Here is a 26641-nt window from a genome sequence, read left to right as displayed (position 1 = left end):
AAGGGTCATCCAAAGAACTTTTTTGGATGATCGCTTTCCTATAAAGGCATATTATATCTGAGTAAATCAAAAAGACCGCTGAATCAGTGATCTTTAATCAGCATACATTTGAATAAACCGCTCTTCTGCTTCTGTCTCCCCAATTAAAACTAGTTCGCTGTTTTCCGGAATAGGATCTGTGGGATCAGGATTGATTATCTGTTTCCCATCTCTGGTATAAGCAATTACATTACATCCTGTGTTGTGACGGATATCAGCTTCTATAATAGTTTTTCCTGAAATTTTAGAAGGAGTTCTTAAACTGAATACATTCAATCCTTCGGCGATCATAATAATATCGTTCTCTTCATAAATATTGAAGATGGCGTTAGCTCCCATAGTAGCGTATGACATCACAAAATCTGCTCCGGCGCGGTGTAACGAACTCACATTTCTTTCCAGAGTAGAACGAGCAACAATGTGAATATTTGGGCGAAGGTGGCGACAGTAAATAGTGAGATAAATATTAATATCATCCTGGTTGGTACTGATTATGACACTGTGAGCCTTGTCAATTCCGGCTTTTTTCAGTGTGTTGATATCGTTGGCGTCTCCAAGAATGAAATTCTTTTCATTTAGAATTCGGTCAGGATTTTTATCAACAATTTTGAATTTGATATTACGACGCTTTAAGTGATAAGCCGCAGCTCTACCCACACGTCCACCACCAATGATGATAACAGGTTCTTCACTTATAGCATAAATGCCAAACAACTCATCATATCTTCGAAGCTGATCCACAGAACCCGCCATCATGATCACACTTTGTTCACTAATTACTGTATCCGGATGAGAACCGAGAAAATGTCCCCGTTCCCAAATTCCAACAATATTGATTCCAAGTTTTTCTCTGAGTTGTGATTCACGAAGTGTTTTTCCTACAAGTGGAGTATCGTAAGCAGTGGCTTCAGCAATTACAATATTTCCAAGTCTGCCGATAGTATGAACACGAGCATCTTGTCCAAGAACTCGCCTCGATAAAGCCCTTCCCAGAAGATTTCCCATATGTAACACATGATCACATCCGGCTAGTTTCAGAATATCAATCGAATCGTGAGAGTTGGCAGTAGCAATAATTTTAATATGCTCGCTGTTTTCTCTCACAGTGTGAGCCACGTTGGTATTGAACATATCAGAGCCGTTCGCAACCACCATTGCCGCCTGATGAATTTGTAGCTTTTGATATGTTTCGGGATTGTCAGGTTCACCAACCATAACTCTGTATCCGTTATCGAACAATTCCAGAGCTTCTGTCAGGTCCTGAACCAAAAGCACATATTCCTTGTGGTACTGCTTTAATTTTTCGACGAGGGCTTTTGTAATGGGATCAAAACTGGCAATAACCACGTGGTTTTTTGTAGTTGGAGGAAGTTCTTTAGGAGCTCTTGCGCGAGATTGTGCTTCCATCCACGGAGCATAAAAGAATTCTATGAACGTAAAAGGCAACATGATCAACAGAACGATAATACCTGAACCCAGAACTACCATGGAAAAGAAACGTCCCAGATCAGAAGTAAAGGTGATATCCCCAAAGCCCAGTGTACTCATGGTTACCAGAGTCCAGTAAAACCCTGTCATCCAGCTGTGTTGCTGACCTTCTCTTTCCATAATTATATGGAAAAGGACTCCATAAATGGTTATGAGAAGAACCAGAATACCAAGAAACTTAAGAAGGCGCGCTATATTTACCTTCGTGTTCTTATTAGAAATAAAGTAAGAGATCTGTGATGAAAAAAACTTCATGTAGAAAGATAGTTTGTCTTAGGCTAATAAAGACAAAAAAATCTACAATTTTAATTCCAGCTGAAAATTAAATGAAGAAAATTAATTAGAGAGCAAAGTAATCCTAGAATCATTTTAAAACTGATCACAAAAGTAAGATTCCGAAGTCCATTCATTCTTAAAAAGATGTGGAAGTGTTTTTATTTCCATCACTACAGAAAACTCATGCGTAGAACGCTCACATAGCTTGTTAAAAAGCTGAAGATAAACTTCCTTTTCTGAGTAGAAAGGAACATTCAATTCAGAGTAACTATAGGTATGAACAGTGATTTTGTTTTCATCATCGAACTTAGAAAGGGTTTTTGAATTAAAGTTCGTTTTAAAATCCTCATCAACATATAGGTATGCTTTTGCCGTTTTTCCTGAAAACAGATTGAAAGATGGATATCCCGGCCAAAGATTAAAAAAATTGGTTGCGGGTAAGATCAGGAATATGAGAATAGCAAAGCTTTTAGAAACAGAAGGATTACTAAAAAGCTGAATAGGTTCTTTATTCCAAAATAAGAAAACCAACAGGATCATCATTGCAAGATTCCAGGATATAATGACTGTATTGAATGTAAAAAAGCCGAATAACACTTCATAAAGAATTAAAAAATGCATGCCCAGAAGCAACAAAACTGAAATTTTTCTTGTTGAAATAAAGATCAATCCAACACCGAAAAAAGCTTCAATTAGAGGAATAGAATAACTCAAAGGACCAAGATCAGGAACAACGAGTTCAGGTAAAGTATTTGTTATAAAACCTGCATTAACTTTATGAATGCCGGACCAAAAATATATCCCAATAAACGCGACACGAAATAATTTTAACAAGGTTTTTTCTGTGATCATCTTACAGCGATATGTGAAAACAAACGCCAAGAGAACATAAAATATATAAACCCAGGGCTGCCATCGATTCTGATCCTGAAGGCGTAAAACCAATATCAGTAACAGAAATAGAAATAAAGAGTGCGTAGACAATTTGAAATCAAAAACAGAAAGTAAACCGGTAACAAAAAGCAGGGCTAGTAAAGAGAAATGAAAAAATCCTCCCGTTTCAAAAAAATCAAATGCAGGGAGAACGGGAAAACTTCTTTCGTTTATCCAAAGAGGGAAACAAACGAGAATACCGGCAAGAAGAGAGACAATTAGTATTATCTGCAGCTTTTGATTCATTCCTTTTCTGTGATCGGTCAATTAAAGAAAGATAAAAGAGTTACTTAATGGCAAAAACAACATCAGTAATATTTGCATCTTCCGCTGTTTCCTTAGGATTTGTAAGGTAATGTTCCCAAGGATGAATGCCTCTTTTTTGTTTAAACTCTTTACCTCTTGCCATGCCAATCATTGTTGACCAGGCGTTACCAAGGTGATCATATTTTCCTGTATGCCGGAGTGTATAAATTCTTGTAGCAGGAATTTCTCCGGATATTAGATCATCAGATAAATCCTCAGGAATTGAAGTTACTCCAACACAGGCGGTATAGGTTGCCTTTCTTTTTACAATATCCCACTTATGGTAAATACTGTAGGCCTGTCCTGTTGCAAGGTCTTCATTTGTTTTCATGAATTGTTCCAGCTTGCCAAAGTCTCCGGGCATAGCCTCATCCATTTTATCAATGTCACAAGTTGTTTTAATGCCTACATATTTAGCTCCCGGAAAATCAGATTCTCCCATCCAGTCCAGGTTAGATTTAACTTCTCCTACTTCAATATAATCCTTAAGCATATTCAAGCCTCTTTCATAATCCATGCCTATAAATCCTTCCATCATTTTTTTCATCCAGAACATAAAAAAAGGAAGTTTACTGTCCATGGTCCAGGTAACAGCGGTACGATCGTTAATATCGGAAAGCATAAATTTTACTTTAGCCTCAGATTTCCATGGCTTTAAGAAAGTAAGATCATACTCGATGGAGTTACTTCCATCTTCCAGAGAGATGCTCATGTTGCCCTCACCAACTCTGTCACCTTTCCACTCATAATATTTAGCGTCTTCAGAAATATTGACCTTTACTCCCTTTTCCATAATTAACCATGGAGACCATTTAATCCAATGATTAAAATCATTCAATTTTGAGTAAACATTATTGATTGAGGAATCTATTGTTGCAGAACGTGTTACATTAATTTTAGGCATAATAAAACAGGTTTATGAAAAAGAAATTATAAATGAAATCAATCACACGTTTAAAAGCAAAAGCGAGATTATTCTTAACAGAAAAAGTGGATGTTGATTTGTACCTTTAATCCATGGAAAAAGTAAGTATCGAATGATAAAAATTTCGCGTTTCCGGGCTTTTATAAGAAAGCATCAAAAAAGTGCACCGGTTGTCTTTTTTATACTGGGATTTACATGGGATTCGTTAACACTGGGAAGCATTGACCGGTTGTATGATCAGATTATTATCTGTGTGTATTTATTATCCCTGAGCCTTAGTCTGTACCTTTTTAATTTAGCAGATGATAATAAATGGAAAGAAACGTTTCTGGAGCGTTATGAGGATTATTTTCCGCTCGCTATTCAGTTCTTTATCGGGGGTTTGTGCAGCGCATATGTAATATTCTTTTCGAGAAGTGTATCATTTACAAAGACCGTTTCTTTTTTCATAATTCTGGTAGTGCTTCTTTTTGCAAATGAGCTTCTGAAGAAAAGGATATCGAATAAGTACCTTCAATTCGGCACATACTTTTTTGTGAACTTTACTTTCTTCACATTTTTTATTCCGGTATTAGTAAATACGATGAATACATTTATTTTTATGATATCAGGAGGAATAAGTTTATCCAGCACACTTATTTTAGTGACCTTTATTTATGGAAAGAGCCCTTCTACAAGAAGAGAACTTAATAAGACCAAGCTTATAAATCTGATCCTTATAATTTATGCTTCTATAAATATCTTCTACTTCTTCAATCTGATACCGCCGGTTCCTTTGGCAATGGAGGAAGGATTGGTTGCTCATAACGTTGAAAAAGAAAACGGAACGTATACTGTTACTTATCAGAAAAGCGGTCTGTTTTCTCCATTTGATGACGAAACAAGCTATACTCCCGGAGATAGTTTGTTCATATTCACATCTATTTTTGCCCCGGCTGATCTGAAGAAAAGAGTAAACCATCATTGGCAATGGAAAAACTCACAAACGGGTGATTGGGAAACCTCAGATAAAATCGAATTTGAGATCACAGGGGGAAGAGACGGAGGTTATCGTGGTTATACATATAAAACCAACATTCTGGAAGGGAAATGGAAAGTAGACGTAACCACAAATGACGACATGATTCTTGGCCGTATAAACTTCACTGTTGTTTTCGACTCAACAAACACCAATAGAAACTTAGAAACAGAAGTTTTTTAAGGCTCCATTTTATATTTAAAAACCTCACCAATTGGTTTTTTAAAAGCATTAGCAATTTTAAAGGCAAGCTCAAGGGATGGTGAGTATTTAGCCGCTTCAATGGCATTGATCGTTTGTCGGGTTACCCCAACCAGATCTGCAAGCTCCTGCTGAGTCATCTCGTTCTGAGCAAAACGAAGCTTCCTGATATTGTTTACAATGATCCCGTCTTCCATACTAATACCCCTTTCTGTATTGATAGATCATAATAGTTCGGCGGGTTGCACTGGCAAAGAACAGAGAAAGTATGAGGAAATGAAAAACAGTTGAAAGTTCCAAAGAAAAAGGAAATTCAGAATTACTCATAAAACTCAGGTTTGATATGAATATTTGAACAAGGGCGATTACTATTGAAATAACTAAAATGTTATATCCGGCCTTAATGCCTTTTGCTTCAATAATAAAATCACGCTCATCTTTTTGAACTTTTTTGTTTCCCTCACTGATCTCAACAATGATCTCAATAACTACAGCAATCCAGAATAAATTGAAAAAGGTTTTTACAAATGTACCGGAGAAGCTCTCGACGGTTCCGGGCAATCCAAAATTAAAGAGTATATAAAAGAATAAAAACGAAGAAGAAGTCGCTAATGAGGTCCATGAAAGAATTTCTTGTTTAGACATAATGAATTAGGTTTAGTTAATGTCGGGTTTTCTTTACGTGATGTAAAAAATATGTTACACTGCTATTAATCTTTTTTTTCAATCCTTAAATAAAAGGGTCTTGTGATGGCGCAAAAATGTGTATTTTAAATTTACCTAACTAAAAGGTTAGCATGGTTTAAAGCCTTTCTTAAACCAGTTACCAATTACTCGATTAAAAATAGAACCCATGGTTTATTCTGAAGACAAGTGGATCTCATGGGTGGATGAGCTCGCGGAAAAAGACATTGTAATTGTAGATGATTTCATATCTGACGAACTATATAAAACGATCATGGATTTTTTCTCTGTTATTGAAGAAAATGAACGGCTCAAAAAAGCAGGAATAGGAACCAGTCTGGATTATCAGATAAAGAATGAAGTAAGGGGAGATCTTATTTACTGGTTGGATCCCAAAAGAGACGCTCTCCTTACGCCTTTTTTTAATTTGATGGAAGAGTTAAGAGAAAAACTAGGAATGTATTGCTTTATTAGCTTATCAGGGTCTGAGTTTCATCTGGCCAAATATCCAATCGGTTCAAAATATGAGAAACATATAGACCAATTTAACAAAAGAAGTAATCGGCAAATTACAGTGCTTATATATCTAAATAAAGGCTGGAAAAAAGGAGACGGAGGAGAGCTTAAAGTTAGTAATGAGGAAGGAGGCTTTACAGTAGAACCAATTGCTAAAAGAATGCTTCTTTTTAAAAGTGATGTGGTTGAACATGAGGTTTTACTTACGAATGTGCCGAGATATAGCTTGTCGGGTTGGCTATTACACCAACCGTCAACTTTGGGTAGTTTGCTTAGTTAAATTTTTTTATTGAAGACGATTCCATCGGTATTTCTTTTTTATGGGATCCAGAATATCTTCTAAACCATTGGTTTTGATCTCGTACATGGTTGAAAGCTGTTGTCCCAATTTACCGGGAGGAAACCCTTCTCGCTGAAACCATTCCAGATAATGAACAGGAAGGTCTGTTACAAAGCGGTCTTTATATTTTCCAAAAGGCATTTTAGCCTGAACCAGTTTGATCAAAAAGGAAGAATCGTACAATTTCGATAAATTATTTAAGTTAAAAACAAAACCAAACTAATAAGATACAATTGAAAATAGCGTATTTATTTATTCTTATAACTCCCTTTTTATCCTGCTCAGCATTCGAAAATGAGAATAATGAGATCGCCTACCGCTGGGAAAGTAATGAACTTGTAATAGAGAATGGAACATCAGAGACATTATACTATGCAGCATTTGAACAAGAGGTTTTAGCATATATAGATTGGTTTCCGATCTCAACAGAAGAAAATGAGCTTTTACCAAACACTGTAAAAAGGCTAAAAGCAGAAGATATTTATGAGTACGAAGCCGGAGACACCATCGTTTTGTATTATTGGTCAGGATCAGAACCACCGTATGAAATTTTTGAAAGTGTAGAAATAGAAACCTGAAAACAGAACAGATAGTCTGTCGATAAAAACGCACTTATTTTGTATTATCAGTAAACTCAAAAAAAGAAGAATGCCTCAGGTAAAATTACTTAAGATAGCTCACGGAAGAAGCGGAGATAAAGGAAACGGATCAAATGTTGGTATTATAGCACGACACCCTGATATCTATCCATTTCTCAAAAAAGAACTCACTTCAGAAAAAGTAAAAGAGCACATGAAGTATGTGTGCAAAGGAAAGGTTGAGCGTTATGAGCTTCCTAATATTGGCGCCCTGAACTTTATTCTTAATGAAAGCCTAGGTGGTGGAGGAACGGTTTCTTTAAAACTTGATGCACAAGGAAAAACTCATGCATCACAAGTTCTGAGAATGGATATAGATGTTCCTGAAGATCTGTTGGCCCTGGTTGACTAGTGTAGTAAAGAATTTCTAGTTCTTGTCTTTCAACCTGACATCGTAAAAATTCCAACAACCTGTTTCACAGCTTCCCTCGATCAAGCTTAAATTTGTTATAGAATCTGAGTTAGTTGCCGGTTCAAAGAACAATAAAAGATGTTGTTCTGTATCGGCGGGAATGACCATATTTCCATAACCATACTTGTCACTTCCCATCCATCCAAATTGTGATATTAGATCGTATCTGTTCCCGGAAGCGTCACGAATATACAGGGCAAAGTCAGAGCCCGGGGAATGTAAGTTTCCACTGTATTGCTGATCAATTTCATTAAAGAGCAAAAGCACTTCCAAAGCCTGATCAGTAAACCGGATTTCTTCAATGGATATATTAGGATTAGTAGCAGAACCGGTGAAAAGAAAATCCTCCACAACGGTTCTGTTAGAACGGCGGCGCAAATAAGAACTATAAGAGTTTAGAATACAACCACCGCCTAAAAAGCAATTTGTATCCAGGTCAGAATTGCTCTTAAGGGCTTTTACCCGAGTAGTTGAACCAAGAAGATAAAACGGGTTTCCAACACTAAATCCGGTTAAGTTAAAAGTATCAACGGTATCAGAGTTGGCACATTCGATAGCCAGAGATAAAGTAAAAGAAGAGTAATTTGAAATAGATTTTTCCGTTGGAGCGCATCCTCTGTATTGTTTTTTAAGGCGGCTTAAATAAAATCCATCAGAATGTATCCACTTGGCTTCACCTAAACCATTAATGCTGATATTTCCATTAACATTATCGGTAGAAACACCCGTATGAAATTCTGTTGAATAGGTATACCATTCGCCGGAAAAAAAATTCTTTTGTGCTTTTAAATCAGAGCTTTGAGCCTGAATTAAAAATAGAGAGAGAAGAAATAAAGTTAGTCGCATATTTATAGAGAATAGAATAATAGAAAATAAAGCTGTTTCAGAAATCTAATAAAAACGAATCGGGATATCTACTTTTACAAGATCCCATGAAAGACTCATAACAGTTGCTGAGCCTTTAAGATCTGAAAAGCTGATAGTGAAAGCCTCAACAGGAGAATCTAAATTTTGAATAGGAACAGTAAATCGATGTGCATCTAATTGTTCGTTATAATCAAATGCGCCCCATTGGCCCAGGCCATTATTTAGAATAATGGTCCAGTTTTCTTCATTTGGTATAGTAAATAAAGAATAAGTACCTGCATCTATTACTTCCATATTCATTAAAACAGGCTCTGTAATAGTTATTTCGGTAGCTTCATTTGCTCCGGTTCTCCAAACTTGACCATATGGCTCCCATTCTCCAAAAATAGTTCTTCCTTTTCTATAAGGCTGTCCATAAACAACTTTCATGTAAGTATTCTCATGCTCTATGGAAGCAATAGCGATAGGGCTTTTACGATTTCCTATTGGTGCGTCCTGAGGAGAATCAGGTTTCGATTCCCCGCAACTAACACTGAAAATAAATCCAATAACCAACAAATAAACAGTAGATCGATTAAGCATCAGAATTCACCAAAAACAAATTTTATGTTATTACGAGTGGGCTCAAAAGAAAACCCAAGACCAAAATCAAAAGTAATGTTAGAAACGTTGAATTGAAAGTGCAATCCTGCACCAAAAACACTTCGGCTTTCAGAAAGTAATCCTTCAAAATTATTTTGCTCTAAATTTGTGATGGTATGCGAAAATGTTGACAGATAGATGGCTCTTAAGTATAAAGGAAGTAACATTCCTCCATCACCCGGATATGATAGGGGAATAGTATAACGCGTGCTGAACCGGCCCAAATTATTAAAGGTTTCATTAGAGTTAGCACTTATCTGAAAGGCGTTATCTGTAAAACTTTCCGGAATAATGAGACTTTTGCTGTACAACGTATTCGGACTTTGGTTCAAAAGCTGAATATCGTATCTGAGTGAATGATTCAATTTTCGTAATGGAGCCACATAACCGATTAATCCATAATAAGCAGCCCAACGATCTCTTATATTGACCCCCCCTTGGTTACCATCGGCAAAAGTCAAAAGCACATCCTGATCGTTTAAGGCTTTGTCCAAAAATCCGAAAATCGAGAATCCAGATGAAGGTTGAATATCTCTTCTTTGTGTGAGGATGTTCCAGCTCAACTGAGCATAACCCCCTGCTTTATACTGAGTTTCAAAATCTGATAAAGGATCGGGATCCAGATTAAAATATCTGAACTGCTCGGCGCTTATTCTTGGAGAAATATAAAATGATTTACTTCTGGTAGTTGCATTAAATGTAAAGTCCACAGGAATACTTAAATCAAATCCACGCTCCTGTATCATTACAGAATAGATGTTATTGTTACCAAAATCTAAGACCCTGAATGAAGGATTACTGTATGACCTAAGCTTAAATCCCGGCCAAAAAGTTTTATTGGTATAAGAAAGATCGTACCAAAGGCGACTTTGTAGACCCGTTATTTCCGCTGTATAACTTTGGCTGCTTAATGCGTCAATACTTTGTACACTTATTCCAAATTGATCGGCCCCGGAGTTTTCTCTGACAACAGGGAGAACAACTCTGGGTTTAAGCCAGGAAATGTCAGGGCCATATTCTTCAACTTCCCATGAATCTGAATCTATGCCGGAGCCCATCAGTGGGCGAGAAAGTCGGTCTCTAAGCTCTGCTCCTGAAAGAAGAGCATCTCTGGGTACTCTTTCGTTATAAAAATCCGCCTCATTGAGGACTGCTATTTTCTGTTCCTGATTTTGCTGAACAACATAAGCAATTGAAGAGGCATCAGGAGAATAAGAAGCTTCAAAAGCATTAAAAAGTGAATTTGTTTTTTGGACTATGTCCCCGGTTGAGACATTCAACTCATAAATATTCATTGCAGGAGATTCATCCGCAGTGAACAGCAACTTTTGCTCAGACGGATGCCAATCTAAATCGAAAATGGAGGCGTTCTTAAAAGCAACACGGGGAGCTTGATTAACATCTTGAGCGATGGTTTGTGGCGTTGTTATCCAAAGACCTTGTACACCACGTTTATTCATGATCAAAGCTAACTGATCCGGACTAGCTGGGTTTGCCTTAATTGAAATGGGTGTACCTTTTTTAACAGATGTAAGCAGACGATGAGTATTGTTACCGTCAATGGATATTATATTAACATTTGCTCCATCGGTTTGCAGGGCGATAATATTTGAACCTGAAATTGTCGGGCTGAAAACACGATCTTTTTTTGTTATTTCAAACTGCTTATTAGTATCAAAATCGATCCTTTTCAGTTCTGTTTTAAAAGCAGAGGAGTATAGAAGGCTGGCATCATATTCAGAAAATAAAATAGAGTTAGCAGCACGGTCGTAATCAATATTATAATCAGACACGGCATTGGCTTCAGCAATTTTATGTGTCTTTTGTGACTCCAGATTATAGCTGTAAAATCCACGCGGTGCATTGTAATGCAAACTAAAGAAAATGATTTCATCAGGAGAAGTCCAGATAGGTTTTCGTTGCGTTACCCCATCATATGGAGAGTTTATTATCAGGTGTTTTTCTGAAGTGGATTCTCCAATCTTTCTTTGGCGAGTAGCTTCCTCATCCTTTTTATCTGACAAATATTCGGCAAACAAATCTTCCGGCCATTTTCCTGTTACATGTTTTAAAGCAAAGCCATAGCCGAGAAAAAAGAATTTGTTATGATATCGAATAGCTTCTTTGGAAACATCTTCACCATAGTTTTGATGCAGCCACTGTGTGAATGTAGACCCGGAGATATAGTGACGATTATATGGAAGACTATATCTTGAAACATTGAAGGTTTGGCCGGCGCTCCAGGGATCAATACTGCTTACTCTGGCATTATACTGGTTATTAAAATATGCATAATTTTTGCGACCTCCATCCTCTGTTACATTTTCTGTTTCATGGTGTACAGCAAGGCCTTCGTGAACCCCAACCGGAGGAAAGAAATTAAAACTACGAGCAAAATCGGGAGAGAAAATACCATATAACCAAGGAACAGAATAAGGAACAACTAAGCTTCCATGAGTGGCATGTAACAATTCATGAGGCAAAACCGCTTCAAACCAATCTCCCGAAAGTGGATTTATACTTTTTCCTTTGAAAGGAGCGGCATCAAATTCGGAACGAAAATTATTAGAAGTAACAAAACCGTTTGAGAGATCATTATAATTAGAAATAATGACCGGAAAGTTTTTGAGCTTCCCTCCTGACAGTTCAACAGCTTTGGGATATTGGTTTTCAAGAATAGCAGCAGTACGAAAAGCTAAAGAGTCTTCTGATTCAGGAAAAATAATGCGAAAGTGCTCGGTCTTTAGTTGTTGCCAGTTTAAGCCTGCGGGACGATGAATTGGGAAGTAAACATTTTGAATATTTGTTTGAGCAATAGAAACATCGGTGCTCAGTGATAAAAGAAAGAAAAACAGAACAAAGTTTTTGAGAGCTTTCATTAACTGGAAATTATATATCCGGGAAGAAATTTATAGATACCCCAAAAATGTGAAAAAGCGCCTCCTAAAACAAACAAATGCCAAATTTCATGAAAACCGAATTTTTCAGGGAAAGGATCAGGTTTTTTCAGTCCATAAATTACGGCACCAACTGTATAGAATAAGCCGCCAATAGCAACCCAATAAGAGAACATATGAGGAAGCTGCTCCCATAACTTTGGAAAAATTATAACCGATATCCATCCCATCAACAGATACAATACTGTTGAGAACCAGCGAGGCGCAGACATCCAAAATACCTTTTTGATGATACCTATCAGTGCAAAAGACCAAATACCGATAAGCATCCACAATCTCCATTCTCCATCCAGAACGATAGAACATATTGGGGTGTAAGTTCCGGCTATGACCAAATAGATCATGATGTGGTCCACCATCCGGAAGCGTTCTTCTGTTTTAAAAGAAACGTTTATTGCATGATAAAGAGCGCTCGAGGCAAACATTAGAAAAACGGTGACCCCATAAACAATAAAAGAGATTCTTGACCAACCGGGATCTCCGGAAGAATTAAGGATCAGATAAACAAGAAGTACAACAGAACCAATGGCTCCGATCAAATGTGAGTAAGCATTAAAAGGCTCGCGTGCTGGAAATAGAAAGTTTGACAAGTAAAATCTCCGGTTTATAGAAATATTTTTGAGTAAGTGTAGAAAAGAGCAAATCCTGATAAAAATACAATACCACACCAACTAAGTATTCGAAGCCAAGTTGGTGGTCGGTGTTCATCCGGAAAATGCTTCGACATAACCAGGCGATAATTTATAAAAGCAAGGACCGGCGCTGTCAGGAATGAAAGTGTTGTAGCTAAATCAACCATAAAAGTAAAACGATCACCTGCGAAGTAAAGTACTATCAAAGAAATAATGGAAATGGTAATTATAAAGTACTTATAGCTTTTAGTAGAATCAGCACTAAATTTGGTGGATATGTTTGATAGAATTTGTCTTGATACTCTGGGATAGGCGTCAGTTACTGTTAGGGTTGTACTGAACATTGTGGTGAAGGCGCAAATGATGATAATGATATATGCCCAGTCGCCAAGCGAAGAGGTATAAATACTTACTAGTTGTCTGGAAAATGCCCCTCCGCTATTCGCAAAAACCTCTCCGCTTCCAAACATGATCAAAGCGCCAAGCGTGAGAAAACAAAGGGCCAAAATTCCGGCGCCTATATAACCAATATTAAAATCAGTAAGGGAATCTTTTAAGCTGGGTTGCCTGCCGGTTTGTTTTATTCGTTCCAATGACCAAATTGAATGCCAGGCAGAACCATCAATGGGGATCGGCATCCACCCCATCAAAGCAATAAGAAAAGCGATTCCTGAACCTGTCCAAATACTGGGAGGCTGCGGTTTGGGTGCGTCGCCTGTATTAAAAACAGCCACAACAATTGCTATGAGAGTAGAGATAGTAAGTACTACCATAATTAATTTAATGGCACTATCCAGCGCAGAATATTGACCTGCGGCAAGAATAAGAATACAAATCCCCAAAATAATAGCGCTCCAGATCAATGGGCTTAAAACAAGACCGGTTAATTCAGCAGCTAAACTTGCAGTTACGATAGTGACCGCCGCCTGAACCGTGAACATGGTTCCGACAGTAAAAACAACAAAAATCCAAAAAGCCCAGGAACCAAGTTTCTTATAACCTTCTATCAGGCTTTCTTTAGCAATAATTGCATAGCGAGGACCATATTCCAAAAAAGGATATTTGAAAATATTGGCAAGTATAACGGCCCATACTAATGCAAAACCATAATCTGCACCGGCTCGGGTAGACTGAACTAAATGCGAGACACCAACCGCTGCTGCTGCCATTATTAGCCCGGGACCAAGCGCGTACTTTAAAGTAGAGAATCTGGACTGACTTTCTGTATCCATAATATTGGTTAGTAAAGTATTAAACTTTTTGAGAGTACAAATTTTTCTTTCCATCTGTAAGTCGTAAAATGAGAAAATGAAAAAAAGTGTACATATTTGTTTCTGGCTCTGCTCCCTCCTTCTCATTGGTTGTGCAAATGAGATGGATGAGAAGGCAATGTCTTTCATGGATGTTAAGCCCTATGAAAGCGTTCCGTATACCGTTTTTGAAACGACAGAAAGCAATTTAAGTATCAGCGATATTCTCTCAAAAGAGTACCAGGAGAAATTTGACAGCTTAGAGAAAACCAAAAGCATTGAGAGAGCGAAGACATATTGGTTTAAAGCAGATCTAAGTAATATTGATTTTGAAGAAGAGAACTGGGTGGTAAGATCGGGGGGGTATGCGCTCAATAACTTGTACCTGAATCAGAATGATAGCATAATAATATCTAAAGCCGGGAACTTAGATCCTGTAACAAGGGAACTGGAACTGATCACATGGCGCTATCATACAATGAATGAATCGAATTTGATTCAGGGAAAATATGTGTATTTGGAACTGAGGGAAAACTACTTTCCGGCTCAGATCTATAAACAGCAAATCCGTGTAATTCAGGAATCTGATTTTAAATCAAACTCTATAATTGGTTTTATAGATGATGCAGAGTATAATTTTAGAGCTGTATTCTTTTTAGGAGGAATTGCCTTCCTGTTGATCTATACGTTAGGAATATATTTTATCTATAAGGACCGGCTTTATTTATTATATGGAGCTTACCTTCTTTTCTTATTGATGTACTTAGGAGTCAAAATGTATCCTGCTCAATCAACAGTACTGTTTGGTGCTTATCCAATACTTAACCAAGCCTGGAATGAAGTAACACAAATACTTCTTAATTACTGGTATGTTAGATTTGTAAGGAAGTTCTTAGATGCAAAAACCCTTTACCCATTTATAGATAAGGCAGGTAAAGTTATAGAATGGATAATACTCGGGTTTGTAACAGTGGTGCTGATAAGCATTTTTTCTAACCCCTTAAGTACATCGCTTTATTATATAGTAACAACAGAAAGGCTGATGATGATTGCGTTTGCCGTAGTCACAAACATATATATACTTCTGAATCTTAAAGACAGAAGAGGGATCTATATAATGGCAGGATCAACAATGTTATTAACAGGAAGTGTTACCGCCTTAATAATGGGTGACATTCAATACTTCATGATCGGGGTGATATTAGAGATATTTATTTTTGGTATGGGTTTGGGAATTTTGATGAAGCGTCGGGAGGACGAAAAAACTATTTTAAATAAGGAAATGGAAAAAGTGAAAATGAGAGCCTTGCAAACTCAAATGAATCCTCACTTCATTTTTAACTCGCTGAATTCCATTCGTTCTTATATGATAAAAAATGAGACTAAACACGCCTCAGGTTATTTAGCAAAATTTTCCAGATTAATAAGACAGATACTGGAATATTCAACAGAAGAATTCATTACGCTGAAAGAAGAGCTGCAGGTTTTAAACTTATACGTTCAAATAGAACAATTGCGATTCCGGGATGAATTTGGTTTTATTATTGAAGTAGATGAAAGCTTAAACGAAGAAGAGTTAATAGTGCCCCCATTAATTGTACAACCATTTTTAGAAAACGCAATTTGGCATGGATTGATGCAAAAGCAGGGAGAAAAGAAAATAGAACTTTCTGTAAAAGACAAAGGAAATACAATTAAGATAATACTGCGGGATAATGGTATAGGAAGAGAAGAGGCAAGTCGAGGTTCTTCCGGAATAAAAAAAGAAAACAGATCGATGGCTATAGACCTGACAACACAAAGAATAGAGTTGCTGGAAGAAAAGGGAGTTGATGGAGATAAAGTTAAGATCATTGATCTTTATGATGATTCCAGGGCGCCAACAGGAACGGAAGTAAGGCTGGAGCTTCCAAAGATAAACAGGAAGCTAAAATGAAATTAAAAGTAGCGATAGTTGATGATGAACGGCATTGTATAGAAACATTAAAGTACGATCTGGAAGAGTCTTTTTCTGAGAAAGTAGAAGTACTTTTTGAATGCAACAATAGTGTTGAATGTGTTGAAAACCTTCGTTCTATAAAACCGGATGTACTTTTCATTGATATAGAAATGCCGGGCTTAAACGGCTTTGAGCTGATAAAAGTGATTAAACCAAAAGAAACGAAAGTAGTGTTTACAACAGCTCATGCTAAACATGCAGTTGAAGCCATAAATTTTAAACCGGAAGCGTATCTTTTAAAACCTATCGAACTTGAGGAGCTGAGCAAAGTAGTTGATGAGCTATATGCATCAAAAAAACCTGCTATTGATATTGGGCTTTCAGACAAATTGGCTATTTCAACAACAGAAGATATTGAACTGGTAAAACATTCAATGATCGTTTATGCCAAGGCAAGTAATAACTACACAGAGATCATCCTTGAAGATGGAGGCACTAAGCTTATCAGTAAAACGCTGAAGTTCGTTTCAGCACAGCTTCCTGAAAGTTCTTTTTTCAGAGTTCATAAAAGTTATTTAGTGAACCTGAATCATATTGAAAGATACAGGAAATCGGACGGTGGAATGTTGATAATGAGTAATGAAGCAGAAATTCCCGTCTCCGGAGATAAGAAAGAAGATTTACTCATACTCATTCAAAGGTGAGTTTAACTAACTCTTGTCACAATCATACTAAGAAGTTATTCATTTAAAGACTGTTATCGTCATATTTGAGTAGGGATTTATGGAAACATTATATATCACAAGATGTCCTAGTCCTCAATTCCCACTGGTTTTGATTAACTTCTACCAAAATTGAGGAACTATAGCGTAATAATTGTATGAAAGCAGTTATTGCGCTTTTTTTGTTTAAGCGCTTTTTTCAGCATTTTTCATATAGTAAAGCTACTATACAGAGATCTTAAAAAAACGAATAACTACAATACTTATGAAAAAGGCATTTCTTTTATGTGCGGCGTTAATCTTTGGGTTTAATGCACAAGCACAAATAACTCTTGATTACTATTTACCTGATGGAATTAAATACGATTCAAAGATCCCGACTCCAAAATCCGTGTTAGGTTCTGAGGTTGGAGAATGGCATGTTCGTCACGACCAATTGGTAAATTATATGTATGCAGTAGCAGAAGCATCAGACAGAGTATCAATAAGTGAATATGCAAGAACTTACGAAAGTCGTCCGCTTTTAATGCTGACCATTACCTCTCCTGAGAATCATAAAAATATTGATAAACTTAAAAGAGAGCACGTTCAGCTTACAGATGCAGCGAACTCCGGAAGTCTGGATATTTCGAATATGCCGGCGGTGATTACCTTAAGCTACAGTGTTCACGGAAATGAGCCGAGCGGTTCTAATTCGTCGTTACTAACCGTATATCATCTGGCGGCTGCCCAAGGAAAAGAAATAGAGGACGTGCTGAAGAATACTATTATTTTGGTAGACCCAAGTATAAACCCGGATGGACTGAGCCGCTTTGCACAATGGGCAAACCAACATAAGAGTTTGAATAATTTAGTAACGGATCCTGCCAGCAGAGAATATAGTGAAGTATGGCCGGGAGGCAGAACCAACCACTACTGGTTCGACCTTAATCGTGACTGGCTGTTAGTACAACACCCGGAAAGCAAAGGAAGAATAGCAAAGTTCCACGAATGGAAACCAAATATCTTAACAGATCACCATGAGATGGGAACAAATTCCACCTTCTTTTTTCAACCGGGAATCCCATCCAGAACACATCCGTTAACCCCGGAAAGAAACCAGAGATTAACAGCAAGCATTGCGGAATACCATGCCGAAGAACTGGATAAAATTCAGTCTTTGTATTACTCAAAAGAAAGCTTTGATGACTTTTACTACGGAAAAGGATCTACATATCCGGATGTGAACGGCGCTATTGGAATTCTTTTTGAACAAGCCAGCTCCCGCGGACATGCGCAGGAAAGCGTTCATGGAATTCTTAAATTTCCATTTACAATTAGGAATCAGTTTACAGCTTCCCTGTCAACAATAAAAGCAACTCAGGCTATGAGAGAAGAGTTGCTGGCGCATATGCGGGACTTTTACAAAGAAAGATCCGAAGCGGCAAAAGCAGCATCTATAAAGGCATATGTTTTTGGAGAAGAGGCGGATCAGGCAAGAACGTACCATTTGGCTGAAATGTTAAACCGCCATCAGGTCAAAATATATGAGTTGAAAAACGACCTTAATACAGACAGTAAGAATTTTAAAGCCGGTAAAGCATTTGTTGTTCCTACAAACCAACAACAATATCAGCTTATAACAGCAGTCTTTGAACGAAGAACGGAATTCACAGATAGCCTTTTCTACGATGTTTCTGCATGGACAATGCCTTACGCATTTAACCTTCCTTTCGCGGAATTAGGAAACAGAGAGTACAAGGACAATGTTTTAGGTTCTCAGTTTGACGGCGAAATGAAATCAAATGGATCCGTGATAGGAGGAAAAAGCAACTACGCGTATGTATTTGAGTGGGATGAATACTATGCGCCAAAAGCTGTTTATAAACTTCTTTCAAACGGAGTTCGGGCAAAAGTAGCCTCTCAGCCATTTACATCTGTGACCACTCAGGGAACGAAAGACTTTGATTACGGCACAATTATGGTTCCAATGGGCGTTCAGGATGATCAGCAACAAACACACAAGCTTATTCAGGAAATTGCAAAAGAAAATGGGATAAGTGTCTATTCAGTAAAAACAGGATTAACTCCAAAAGGCATGGATCTGGGAAGTAATAATTTTGAAAATCTGATAGAACCTAAAGTTGCAATGATCGGCGGTAACGGGACCAATTCTTATGAAATTGGCGAAGCATGGCATTTAATGGATCAAAGATATCATATGCCACTTAGTATTGTAGAGCAAGATGATATTAGAGGTTCCCGACTACACAGGTACAATGTTTTAATTATTTCCGGCTACGGATACAATGACCTGTCTGCAAGTGATGTTGACGAAATAAAACGCTGGGTGAGCAACGGGGGAACACTCATCGCTTACAAGTATGGAATAGGCTGGGCTAAGCAGCACGGTTTGGCAAATGTAGAATTCGTTTCAGGAAACAATAATAATGAAGACGATGAAGTAAAAACCAGACCATATGTGAATCAAAGCAATGATTCAGGAGCTGGTGTTATTGGTGGGGCTATTTTTAATACAAAAATAGATCTTACTCACCCGATGGGATATGGCTTTAATAATGAAGACTTAACTGTTTTTAGAAACAGCACTCAGTTTCTGCAGAAAGGTAAAAACCCATATTCAAATCCGGTTGTATACACTGACTCTCCTTTAGCCAGTGGATATGTTTCAGATGAAAACATTGAAAGAATGAAGAACACAGCTGCTGTTATTATTAGCAGACACGGAAGTGGAAAAGTTATTACAATGACGGACAATCCAAATTTCCGGGCATTTTGGTATGGAACAAATAAACTGTTTGCCAATGCTATATTCTTTGGACATACAATTAGTGGGAGTACAGCAAATTAAGTGAGCATTTCTTTTGATATTGATGAAGCTGTTTCAATTTTAGAAAGAACCCCGAAAGTATTGTCAGCATTGCTTTTGGGACTTTCTAAAGAATGGCTTTACAATAATGAAGAAAGTTCAACATGGAGTCCTCATCAGGTTTTAGGGCACTTGGTATATGGCGAAGAAACGGACTGGTTACCAAGAACAAAGATCATTCTTGAATTCGATGCCACAAAAGAATTTGAGCCCTACGACCGATTTGCACAGGACAGACTTTACGCAGATAAAAACTCCGAAGAGTTATTGAGTTTGTTTGCAAAAAGAAGAGCACAAAATTTGGAAGAGTTAAAAAGAATGAGCCTTTCTTCCGATGACCTTATGAGGAAAGGAAAACATCCGGAATTCGGTGAAATAACCGTAAAAGAAATGCTTTCAGCATGGGTTGTTCATGATTTAGGCCACATTGTGCAAATAAACAGAACTCTGGCCAAGAATTTCAAAGAAGAGATTGGTCCATGGGCAAAGTATCTTACAGTTGTCAGATCAAAACCGGCACCGGAGGAATAAACTAAATCACTACTCTTCTCTTGGAGGCATTCCCAAAAGGTGTCTGAAATCAAATTTATCGCTCATAGTTTTAAGATTATTAATGAGCATTATTGCCCGATCGATCTTTAACTGACTGCTTTTTACTGAGCCAACATAATGGATGATATATCTTTTCTTTCCGTCGCTCAAAGCATTAAATAACTTTGCCCCTTCAGGTTCTTGTTCAAGCAACGCCTCAAGCTCCTCCGGCATTTCCATCCCATATTTAGAATGATCATGCCTTAGTTCCAGTGTAACTTCAGCCCCTAAAGCGGTCCCAAACTTCTTAAGTCTTTTTTTGTTTATAGAGATGTATCCCTGTCCTTCACCAAAGGCAACCAATCCGCAATGAAATTCCTCAAATCCATTTACAGAACAAAGGAGCCTTGTTCCCAGCCCACCCATTTCTTCGACCATAGCTTTCGGAATAACCACAACTGTCATTTTTAGTTTTTCGAGAAGTACTACAGTGGTTTTCAAATGGAAAGTCTTCATGCGCAATGAGTTAGAAAAAGAAACTATTTAGTCTAGGGATAGTTTATAAGGTTGAAAACTAACTAAAAAGAAACAAATGAAGGGTTTAAAAATAACCGGAATTATAATAGCAATATTTTTGGGAGTAGCATTAGCTGTTGGAATGACCATTGATGGCATTGTTGAATCAGGAATAGAAGATTCAGGCAGCGAAATATTAAAAACGGAAGTGGAAGTAGACGACATTGATGTTTCTCTTTTCGGAGCCTCGGCAGATATGGACGGTTTTATAGTGTACAATCCGGAGGGTTTTTCGGATGAAGTTGCGATTTCTTTAAAAGGAATTGAGATCGAAATGGATGTTAAAAGTTTGTTATCTGATCAAATTGTGGTTAACAGGATCAGGGTAACCAATCCGGAAATACTGTTTGAACAAAAAGAGACAAAAGTAAATCTAAGAGAGCTCAGCAGTAACATTGAGATGAGTTCAGATGATAAATCAGAGAAGACAATTATCATCAAGGAATTTATTCTTGAACAGGGCAAAGTAAAGATTTCATCCGAGCTGGATCAAAAAAGATCAGCGGAAGCCACTGTTGATAGAATAGTTCTTACCGATATTGGTGAGTCAGGATCTGATACAGTAGAACAAGCCTTAAGAGAGATATTCAGACCAATTATCCGTAATGCAATATCCGAAGCAGTAAAATCAGGCTTAATGGATCAGCTGGAAGAAGGAGTTAAAGATTTAATTGATTTCTGAGAAAATACTATTTGTCTTTAGCTTTGTAGGAGGCTTCGATGGCGGCAAGCTTTTCATCGATAAAACTTCTGGACAACCATCTTCCGGCAACCATTACTCCGGAGTTCTGTTTAAGATTTGAAATATCATCTAAAGGGTTATTGTCCAGAAGAATAAGGTCGGCTCTTTGACCTGTTTCAATGGTTCCAAAATTATCTTTGTGCGAAAAATATTCTCCAACATTTTTTGTGCCTGTAACCAGTATCTCATAAGGAGACATTCCCGCTTCACTCATTACTTTAAGTTCTCTGTGAATTGAAAAACCCGGAACACTGTAAAGTTGAGGAGCATCCGTCCCCATAAGAATTTTAACTCCTGATTTATTCATTTCTGAAAGAAGTCGCTGACGAAGAGCGGCGTGCTCACGAGCATTCTCAAGATTAAAATTAGAGTTGTTTAGCAACCTTTTTGTCCAGGCATTATAACCGGACACAAGGTTTTTAGGGATATATTTTAACTCATCATATTCTCTCAGGGCATCATAATCCGCAGCGCCTAAAATAGTTTCCCATAAAGCCTGAGTAGGTACAACCCAAACATTGTTTTCTTTTGTGAGAGCTATTAATTCATGAATTTTTTGGTCAAGTTCTTTTCCGGTGTAGCTGTCAAGATATGCAACATATCCATCCATATGATCGATGGTCTCCTGCCCCATTTCAATAGCGTGTATTATTCCCACATCGGAAGGAATATGACCGCCAAAAGTAATACCGATCTCATTAGCAGTTTGCGCCATGGCATCGTACTCTTCCAAAGTCAGACCCGGATGGATCTTTAAGAGATCCCAGCCCTCTTCTTTTTGCTGACGAACTTTACTCGTAGCTTCTTCTACAGAACCGATAGAATTGCCGTTGAAACTTGGGCCGGCCAGATAAAGACTTGGACCGATTATTTCCTGAGAAGATACTTTATCTTTTAGTTCAAGCTGGTTAGCCCAACCCAACATGCCTCTTACAGTAGTAATACCGGCAGCTGTATATAAAAATAGTGTGTTTTCAACATACTCCATATTCATATATCGTGGAGCATTTGAAGGAGGATCAGTCGGCGGAACATGTCCATGCATTTCAGCTAATCCCGGAATAAGAAACTTGCCGGAGCCGTCAATAATTGTGGCTTCGCTATCAAACTCTACATTTTCGGATGGAGCAATAAGAGAAATTTCATCACCCCTGATTACAACCGTTTGATTTTCAATAACACGATTGCTTGTCATAGGAATGACGGACACATTAGTAAAAGCCGTTACATTACCTGTAACTTTCTGCTTGGTTGTTTGATTGTTCTGTGTTTGAAAAACGATATATGTTAGTACCAATATCGCAACTAAAACAGCAGGTAGAGCTACTCGTTTCATGGTCTGTTAGTTATTTGAATACAATGTAAGAACAGGTTTGTGGAAACCTAAAACAACTTTTAGTTATTATTTTGATGAATTTTTACCGGTGTGAAAACTTGTAATTACTTTTGTGAAGTCAAAAGCTCTTTGATGGTTTGGCCAATCGAAATTTCTTGCTTTCGGTAACTTATAAATGAAATATCTCCCATCATCACCGCTCCCCTGTAAAAAAGATAAGTACCGAAAGCCATTATACAATGACTAATATCCAAATGATTGAACCAGGGGCTTATAGAAGCTTTTGAAGTATAAAAGAAGGCCGCCAGTGATGTAAATAAAATGGATTGACAAATGATCTTAGCACCTTTGTTTCCGGTTTTCCAAAAAGCATAAAAACATAATGGAAAAACAACCAAACCTAATCCATAAGCAGAGTGAATCTGTACATAGAAAAAGTTTAAGGTGAGAAAAGAAAGAACAGCAAACCCAAGAAGCTCAACAACATTTGCAATGCCCAAAACTTTGCTGGTAGTTTTAGAGACTATTGGAGAAAGGAAGGAAATAATTCCCCGCTCCAGAGCCGAAACAGCCAACATACTTATCAACCAGCCGGGAAGCTTCCAGCTCAAACCTAAAGCATACTGAAAAGCGTGACCGGTTATACCTCCAAAAGCTGTAGCAATAGCCATTATCAAAAAGTATAAACGAAAGTATTGATGTGAGCTTCCCTGATGGTTAAGCTTTTTTAGCTTGATATAAGCATACAGGCAAACCGCAGTAACCAAAAGATCAGTGAGAGTAACAATGGGTTCCATTATCAGAACCCCGAAAATTTCTATAGAAGGTTGCCCGCTTGGTGAAGTCATAGTTACAGAAGGTAGAAAAATCTGTAACCAAAAAATTTAAGCGTGTTTAAATTTAACAGGAAAATCTTTTCACAATAAAAACTTACGCTTCTAAAGTCCTATCAACAATCCATCAGACGGATAGCCCGTCTGATGGCTGTGCAATTACTCTTAAGATTTAAGATGTGATAAGAACGTTCTCATTTCAAAGATTTGAGTATGTGACATAATATTACTTTGAAAAGAAAAGCTTTATAACTTACTCCGGCGACAACTCTTTCTCATTTTGATCACGCACGGCATTTCTAAAAGAAATAGCGGAAAGAGAAAACAGAACCGTAAAAAACATATTAATTGCTAATATTTGAGTAGCTGAATTATGAGGTGGTTCTTGTAGATATCCCAATAGCGCAATAACCGCGATGATCATAGGTATAGTAGCCATAACGAATAATGTATAGCACAATCCCTGCGATTTAAACCTGGACAAAAAAGCCCCGATCAAGCCCACACCCGGGATAATGAAATAAAGAAGATTAATTTGTTCTCCTTCATGCCCAACAATTCCTACAGCTCCATTTACCCAAACTAAGAATAAGGTTGAGATCAGCGCGATGCCGGCTCCAATTCGATATGAATTGTTTTCCATATTATGCAAAACAACAACAAAAACGGCTCCTGTTCCAAAAAGTAAAACTCCGGCAAAAATAAAGTCGGATAGAGTCCAAACGACTTCAGACGTGAACTGCATTGCAATTAGCGGGACGAGTAATAACACGGCCGTCCCTGTTGCTACAAACGCTAAATGTTTTTTAAGTGAGGTTTCTGATTTCATGATGTAATGATTTGGGATATTATTGTTAGCCCACTTTGAATTGCAAAGTAAGGGGGTAAATTTTTTTAAGAAGGTTTCATTTTATTTCTGAGCCGTGTTTTATAGAACCAGACAATTCCACTCAGGATCATAAATAACGGAATTGCTCCGGGTTCATCTTCAACAGTTATCATAAATATCATAAGCATGAGGCCAACCGTAATAAGCACAATTGAGAGTGTTCTTTGAACAGGGGATTTTTGTTGTGTTTCTTTGTTCATTTTTGAGCCTTAATTATAGCTTCCAATACATTTAGGTGTTTTTCGAAAGCAGTTTTACCTTCCTGAGTCATATGATATTTCGTATTTGGTTTGTTATCGATAAAGGTCTTTTTCACGCCAATAAAATCCTCTTTTTCAAGAGTTTTGATGTGACTGGCCAGATTACCGTCCGTGACATCCAAAAGTTCCTTCAGCGAATTAAAATCCAGAGTATCGTTAACGGCCAATGCGGACATAATTCCCAGCCGGGTTCGATTTTCAAAAGCCTTATGTAAGTCGTTTACTGAAACTTTCACCGTTCGTGCCTGATATGGATATAGATTCCATAAATAACATGGGCAACACCAAAACCAAGCGCCCAAAGAAGTAAACTGTGCTCAGTAAAATAAGCAGCATTCAAGCCCAATGCTATTTGAAGAAGACCCAGAACACTCAGTTCATTGAACGTAAGTCTGCCGGCGCTATACAATGCTATTCCGTAAAAGATCAAAGTTACAGAAGGTATTAAGCCAATAGATCCTTCATAAAAAAGAATTAGAGAAAAAACAGCTCCTGCAGACAAAGGAATTCCCACGATACTTAAAAGTCTTTTTGATGCAGGGTTCCAGACCTTCTCTCCTTTTTTATGAGCTTTTTTGTAAGAAAGTAAAACCGCCGATCCTACGGCCAATACCAAAACCAAAAGAGCTAATAAAATGATTTCAGTTTCTACACCGGAAGAGTTCGCAGAACCCGGATCGAAATCATATATATAATAAGCTATGTACGATCCAGTTAAGGCATAGAGCCCGGCCAGCACCCCGGATAATCCCGAAAGCGACAAAAATTTAGATGACCGCTCCATCATAGAACGGATCTCAGCCAGGTCTTGATTATAATCTTGTTTTGTATTCATTACAAAGTACTTTTTAATACAAAGTACCGTAAAATATTCTTTCCTGCAATAGGCAGCAATTTTTATTCTGTATGATTAAAAGAACCGTTTTTCAGAAAGTGGATTACTTGTTCAATAACATCATCTTTATTCATAATAAAGGTATGGGAATAGGGTACTTCAATATGATCTGCCATGCCGTTTAGCTTCGTGCTTTCTACAGATACTTTTCCGTCATCGGGATTTGGCAGCATTTGAGATAATATCGGATTCACAGTTTTGGTTCCTGCAATAATACCCAACTCAAAATTTGCGGGACCCAGTTGGTTTGGCACACTTAATGAGTCCGTTCCAAGTTGTAATCCTGCCGGTCCATTAACGGTTTTGTAGAGAACATTATCCTTCATTTCGTCGGTAATTTCACTCCCTTTGTTAGGCGGGGCTAACATGACCACTCTTCCAAGGTTGGTTACTGAGTGTTCGCTTAAATATTGACGGACAAGAATTCCCCCCAAAGAATGAGTTACAAAATGAACTTGAGATGAATCCGGGCAAGAAGCGACAGATCTTGGAATAATATCGTTTGCGAGAGTCTCAATATCGTGCTTAGTAGATGGATAGGACTTATTTATAACGAAGTACCCTTCTTCATTCAATTTCTGCTCCATTTTAGAAAAGGAGTTATCTGATCGCGCCAATCCGTGAAGAAGAATAACGCAATCAGAGGCGATGGAGTGCGTCACAAAAAAAGTACAGAGCAAACTTAAAAGTAAAAAAGCTTTCATAATTTTGAATAAAAGAAAAGTTCCCGGTACGGTTATTTCAAAAAGATGTTATCTGAGAGATCTATATGTTAATTATCTCACCTACACCAATCACCAACAAGAGTACATGTTATAGTAAGTGATCACAAATAATTGATAGAGAACAGAGTAATTTGTAAAATAAATCTTTTTAGTAGTTTAGTAATTTCATTGTTAAGATTTTAATGAGCTAGAATCAGGGA

Annotated in this window: 28 protein-coding genes; 9 read left to right on the top strand and 19 right to left on the bottom strand. The window is 37.6% G+C overall.

Features of this window, described 5'->3' with window-relative positions:
• Positions 1–93: 93 nt before the first annotated feature.
• The 3 genes from A8B79_RS09650 to A8B79_RS09640 form a co-directional block, all read right to left on the bottom strand.
• The gene (locus A8B79_RS09650) at positions 94–1782 is read right to left on the bottom strand and encodes a potassium channel family protein (protein ID WP_066221652.1); all 1689 of its coding nucleotides are present in this window, start codon (positions 1780–1782) and stop codon (positions 94–96) included.
• Between the two features lie 114 nt (positions 1783–1896).
• Complete coding sequence (locus tag A8B79_RS09645; protein ID WP_153038412.1) at positions 1897–2982, bottom strand: hypothetical protein; 1086 nt, start codon at positions 2980–2982, stop codon at positions 1897–1899.
• 40 nt (positions 2983–3022) lie between these two features.
• Positions 3023–3946 carry an SRPBCC family protein gene (locus A8B79_RS09640; RefSeq protein WP_066221646.1) on the bottom strand — a complete coding sequence of 308 codons (924 nt, stop codon included), beginning with the start codon at positions 3944–3946 and terminating at the stop codon, positions 3023–3025.
• Between the two features lie 133 nt (positions 3947–4079).
• Between A8B79_RS09640 and A8B79_RS09635 the strand changes: the two genes are divergently transcribed.
• On the top strand, positions 4080–5168 hold the full coding sequence (locus tag A8B79_RS09635; protein WP_066221643.1) for a DUF2914 domain-containing protein: 1089 nt from the start codon (positions 4080–4082) through the stop codon (positions 5166–5168).
• On the opposite strand, the gene A8B79_RS09630 is transcribed toward A8B79_RS09635, so the two are convergent.
• Both A8B79_RS09630 and A8B79_RS09625 read right to left on the bottom strand, forming a co-directional pair.
• Complete coding sequence (locus A8B79_RS09630; RefSeq protein ID WP_066221638.1) at positions 5165–5383, bottom strand: helix-turn-helix transcriptional regulator; 219 nt, start codon at positions 5381–5383, stop codon at positions 5165–5167. The genes A8B79_RS09635 and A8B79_RS09630 overlap by 4 nt on opposite strands.
• A 1-nt stretch (position 5384) precedes the next feature.
• Positions 5385–5831: a hypothetical protein gene (locus A8B79_RS09625; RefSeq protein ID WP_066221635.1), complete on the bottom strand. Its 447-nt coding sequence runs from the start codon at positions 5829–5831 to the stop codon at positions 5385–5387.
• A 208-nt stretch (positions 5832–6039) separates the two neighbouring features.
• On the opposite strand from A8B79_RS09625, the gene A8B79_RS09620 reads away from it, so the two are divergent.
• Positions 6040–6666: a 2OG-Fe(II) oxygenase gene (locus tag A8B79_RS09620; protein WP_066221633.1), complete on the top strand. Its 627-nt coding sequence runs from the start codon at positions 6040–6042 to the stop codon at positions 6664–6666.
• 6 nt (positions 6667–6672) lie between these two features.
• Here the strand turns inward: A8B79_RS09620 and A8B79_RS09615 are convergent, their stop codons facing one another.
• Positions 6673–6909 (bottom strand): DUF3820 family protein, encoded by a 237-nt coding sequence (locus A8B79_RS09615; RefSeq protein ID WP_076782573.1) that lies wholly within the window; start codon positions 6907–6909, stop codon positions 6673–6675.
• A gap of 50 nt (positions 6910–6959) precedes the next feature.
• On the opposite strand from A8B79_RS09615, the gene A8B79_RS09610 reads away from it, so the two are divergent.
• Together A8B79_RS09610 and A8B79_RS09605 are read left to right on the top strand one after the other, a co-directional pair.
• Positions 6960–7304, top strand: a complete 345-nt coding sequence (locus A8B79_RS09610; protein ID WP_066221630.1) for a hypothetical protein — start codon at positions 6960–6962, stop codon at positions 7302–7304.
• 70 nt (positions 7305–7374) lie between these two features.
• Positions 7375–7716, top strand: coding sequence for an AtuA-related protein (locus A8B79_RS09605; protein WP_066221628.1), 342 nt, complete (start codon positions 7375–7377; stop codon positions 7714–7716).
• Positions 7717–7731: 15 nt separating this feature from the next.
• On the opposite strand, the gene A8B79_RS09600 is transcribed toward A8B79_RS09605, so the two are convergent.
• From A8B79_RS09600 to A8B79_RS09580, 5 genes are read right to left on the bottom strand one after another with little or no spacing between them, the layout of a single operon-like run.
• Positions 7732–8622: a hypothetical protein gene (locus A8B79_RS09600; RefSeq protein ID WP_066221626.1), complete on the bottom strand. Its 891-nt coding sequence runs from the start codon at positions 8620–8622 to the stop codon at positions 7732–7734.
• Between the two features lie 45 nt (positions 8623–8667).
• Positions 8668–9225 carry a DUF2911 domain-containing protein gene (locus tag A8B79_RS09595; RefSeq protein WP_066221621.1) on the bottom strand — a complete coding sequence of 186 codons (558 nt, stop codon included), beginning with the start codon at positions 9223–9225 and terminating at the stop codon, positions 8668–8670.
• Positions 9225–12164 (bottom strand): TolB family protein, encoded by a 2940-nt coding sequence (locus A8B79_RS09590; protein ID WP_066221618.1) that lies wholly within the window; start codon positions 12162–12164, stop codon positions 9225–9227. Before A8B79_RS09590 ends, A8B79_RS09595 begins: the two co-directional genes overlap by 1 nt.
• Entirely contained in the window at positions 12164–12832 is a 669-nt protein-coding gene (gene trhA, locus A8B79_RS09585) for a PAQR family membrane homeostasis protein TrhA (RefSeq protein ID WP_066221615.1), read from the bottom strand. Before trhA ends, A8B79_RS09590 begins: the two co-directional genes overlap by 1 nt.
• 14 nt (positions 12833–12846) lie before the next feature.
• Entirely contained in the window at positions 12847–14106 is a 1260-nt protein-coding gene (locus A8B79_RS09580) for an Nramp family divalent metal transporter (RefSeq protein WP_066221612.1), read from the bottom strand.
• Positions 14107–14182: 76 nt separating this feature from the next.
• Here A8B79_RS09580 and A8B79_RS09575 point away from each other — a divergent pair, with 76 nt between their 5' ends.
• The 4 genes from A8B79_RS09575 (at position 14183) to A8B79_RS09560 (ending at position 20185) form a co-directional block, all read left to right on the top strand.
• Positions 14183–16060 carry a sensor histidine kinase gene (locus tag A8B79_RS09575; protein WP_082894134.1) on the top strand — a complete coding sequence of 626 codons (1878 nt, stop codon included), beginning with the start codon at positions 14183–14185 and terminating at the stop codon, positions 16058–16060.
• Entirely contained in the window at positions 16057–16767 is a 711-nt protein-coding gene (locus A8B79_RS09570) for a LytR/AlgR family response regulator transcription factor (protein ID WP_066221603.1), read from the top strand. Before A8B79_RS09575 ends, A8B79_RS09570 begins: the two co-directional genes overlap by 4 nt.
• 283 nt (positions 16768–17050) lie before the next feature.
• A complete protein-coding gene (locus A8B79_RS09565) occupies positions 17051–19636 on the top strand; it encodes a M14 metallopeptidase family protein (RefSeq protein ID WP_066221600.1) in 2586 nt (861 codons plus the stop codon).
• Positions 19637–20185, top strand: coding sequence for a DinB family protein (locus A8B79_RS09560; protein ID WP_201118558.1), 549 nt, complete (start codon positions 19637–19639; stop codon positions 20183–20185).
• A 9-nt stretch (positions 20186–20194) separates the two neighbouring features.
• Here A8B79_RS09560 and A8B79_RS09555 read toward each other — a convergent pair whose 3' ends face one another.
• Positions 20195–20701, bottom strand: coding sequence for a YdeI/OmpD-associated family protein (locus tag A8B79_RS09555; protein WP_066221595.1), 507 nt, complete (start codon positions 20699–20701; stop codon positions 20195–20197).
• Between the two features lie 76 nt (positions 20702–20777).
• On the opposite strand from A8B79_RS09555, the gene A8B79_RS09550 reads away from it, so the two are divergent.
• Complete coding sequence (locus A8B79_RS09550) at positions 20778–21443, top strand: DUF748 domain-containing protein (RefSeq protein WP_066221589.1); 666 nt, start codon at positions 20778–20780, stop codon at positions 21441–21443.
• A 7-nt stretch (positions 21444–21450) separates the two neighbouring features.
• On the opposite strand, the gene A8B79_RS09545 is transcribed toward A8B79_RS09550, so the two are convergent.
• From A8B79_RS09545 to A8B79_RS09515, 7 genes are all read right to left on the bottom strand, one after another.
• On the bottom strand, positions 21451–22839 hold the full coding sequence (locus A8B79_RS09545; protein WP_066221587.1) for an amidohydrolase family protein: 1389 nt from the start codon (positions 22837–22839) through the stop codon (positions 21451–21453).
• Between the two features lie 104 nt (positions 22840–22943).
• Complete coding sequence (locus A8B79_RS09540) at positions 22944–23687, bottom strand: DUF6962 family protein (RefSeq protein WP_066221584.1); 744 nt, start codon at positions 23685–23687, stop codon at positions 22944–22946.
• Between the two features lie 238 nt (positions 23688–23925).
• Entirely contained in the window at positions 23926–24501 is a 576-nt protein-coding gene (locus A8B79_RS09535) for a hypothetical protein (protein WP_066221582.1), read from the bottom strand.
• 65 nt (positions 24502–24566) lie between these two features.
• Positions 24567–24761 (bottom strand): hypothetical protein, encoded by a 195-nt coding sequence (locus A8B79_RS09530; RefSeq protein WP_066221579.1) that lies wholly within the window; start codon positions 24759–24761, stop codon positions 24567–24569.
• Positions 24758–24997, bottom strand: coding sequence for a winged helix-turn-helix domain-containing protein (locus A8B79_RS09525; RefSeq protein WP_235603650.1), 240 nt, complete (start codon positions 24995–24997; stop codon positions 24758–24760). Before A8B79_RS09525 ends, A8B79_RS09530 begins: the two co-directional genes overlap by 4 nt.
• 56 nt (positions 24998–25053) lie before the next feature.
• Positions 25054–25656 carry a hypothetical protein gene (locus A8B79_RS09520; RefSeq protein WP_066221573.1) on the bottom strand — a complete coding sequence of 201 codons (603 nt, stop codon included), beginning with the start codon at positions 25654–25656 and terminating at the stop codon, positions 25054–25056.
• A gap of 62 nt (positions 25657–25718) precedes the next feature.
• The gene (locus tag A8B79_RS09515) at positions 25719–26420 is read right to left on the bottom strand and encodes an esterase/lipase family protein (protein WP_066221570.1); all 702 of its coding nucleotides are present in this window, start codon (positions 26418–26420) and stop codon (positions 25719–25721) included.
• Positions 26421–26641 lie beyond the last annotated feature (221 nt).

The organism is Balneola sp. EhC07 (genome assembly GCF_001650905.1).
GTDB lineage: Bacteria > Bacteroidota > Rhodothermia > Balneolales > Balneolaceae > Balneola.
Note: the sequence above shows the minus strand (reverse complement) of the source record. Positions and strands in the feature narration are given on the sequence as shown.

Coding starts and splice junctions, on each gene's coding strand:
- A8B79_RS09640 (WP_066221646.1), bottom strand. CDS start 3,946: ATGCCTAAAATTAATGTAACACGTTCTGCAACAATAGATTCCTCAATC.
- A8B79_RS09530 (WP_066221579.1), bottom strand. CDS start 24,761: ATGAACAAAGAAACACAACAAAAATCCCCTGTTCAAAGAACACTCTCA.
- A8B79_RS09590 (WP_066221618.1), bottom strand. CDS start 12,164: ATGAAAGCTCTCAAAAACTTTGTTCTGTTTTTCTTTCTTTTATCACTG.
- A8B79_RS09630 (WP_066221638.1), bottom strand. CDS start 5,383: ATGGAAGACGGGATCATTGTAAACAATATCAGGAAGCTTCGTTTTGCT.
- A8B79_RS09550 (WP_066221589.1), top strand. CDS start 20,778: ATGAAGGGTTTAAAAATAACCGGAATTATAATAGCAATATTTTTGGGA.
- A8B79_RS09555 (WP_066221595.1), bottom strand. CDS start 20,701: ATGAAGACTTTCCATTTGAAAACCACTGTAGTACTTCTCGAAAAACTA.
- A8B79_RS09520 (WP_066221573.1), bottom strand. CDS start 25,656: ATGAATACAAAACAAGATTATAATCAAGACCTGGCTGAGATCCGTTCT.
- A8B79_RS09545 (WP_066221587.1), bottom strand. CDS start 22,839: ATGAAACGAGTAGCTCTACCTGCTGTTTTAGTTGCGATATTGGTACTA.
- A8B79_RS09600 (WP_066221626.1), bottom strand. CDS start 8,622: ATGCGACTAACTTTATTTCTTCTCTCTCTATTTTTAATTCAGGCTCAA.
- A8B79_RS09645 (WP_153038412.1), bottom strand. CDS start 2,982: ATGAATCAAAAGCTGCAGATAATACTAATTGTCTCTCTTCTTGCCGGT.
- A8B79_RS09540 (WP_066221584.1), bottom strand. CDS start 23,687: ATGACTTCACCAAGCGGGCAACCTTCTATAGAAATTTTCGGGGTTCTG.
- A8B79_RS09650 (WP_066221652.1), bottom strand. CDS start 1,782: ATGAAGTTTTTTTCATCACAGATCTCTTACTTTATTTCTAATAAGAAC.
- A8B79_RS09570 (WP_066221603.1), top strand. CDS start 16,057: ATGAAATTAAAAGTAGCGATAGTTGATGATGAACGGCATTGTATAGAA.
- A8B79_RS09635 (WP_066221643.1), top strand. CDS start 4,080: ATGATAAAAATTTCGCGTTTCCGGGCTTTTATAAGAAAGCATCAAAAA.
- A8B79_RS09580 (WP_066221612.1), bottom strand. CDS start 14,106: ATGGATACAGAAAGTCAGTCCAGATTCTCTACTTTAAAGTACGCGCTT.
- A8B79_RS09565 (WP_066221600.1), top strand. CDS start 17,051: ATGAAAAAGGCATTTCTTTTATGTGCGGCGTTAATCTTTGGGTTTAAT.
- A8B79_RS09525 (WP_235603650.1), bottom strand. CDS start 24,997: ATGTCCGCATTGGCCGTTAACGATACTCTGGATTTTAATTCGCTGAAG.
- A8B79_RS09575 (WP_082894134.1), top strand. CDS start 14,183: ATGAAAAAAAGTGTACATATTTGTTTCTGGCTCTGCTCCCTCCTTCTC.
- A8B79_RS09595 (WP_066221621.1), bottom strand. CDS start 9,225: ATGCTTAATCGATCTACTGTTTATTTGTTGGTTATTGGATTTATTTTC.
- A8B79_RS09535 (WP_066221582.1), bottom strand. CDS start 24,501: ATGAAATCAGAAACCTCACTTAAAAAACATTTAGCGTTTGTAGCAACA.
- A8B79_RS09620 (WP_066221633.1), top strand. CDS start 6,040: ATGGTTTATTCTGAAGACAAGTGGATCTCATGGGTGGATGAGCTCGCG.
- A8B79_RS09605 (WP_066221628.1), top strand. CDS start 7,375: ATGCCTCAGGTAAAATTACTTAAGATAGCTCACGGAAGAAGCGGAGAT.
- A8B79_RS09625 (WP_066221635.1), bottom strand. CDS start 5,831: ATGTCTAAACAAGAAATTCTTTCATGGACCTCATTAGCGACTTCTTCT.
- A8B79_RS09515 (WP_066221570.1), bottom strand. CDS start 26,420: ATGAAAGCTTTTTTACTTTTAAGTTTGCTCTGTACTTTTTTTGTGACG.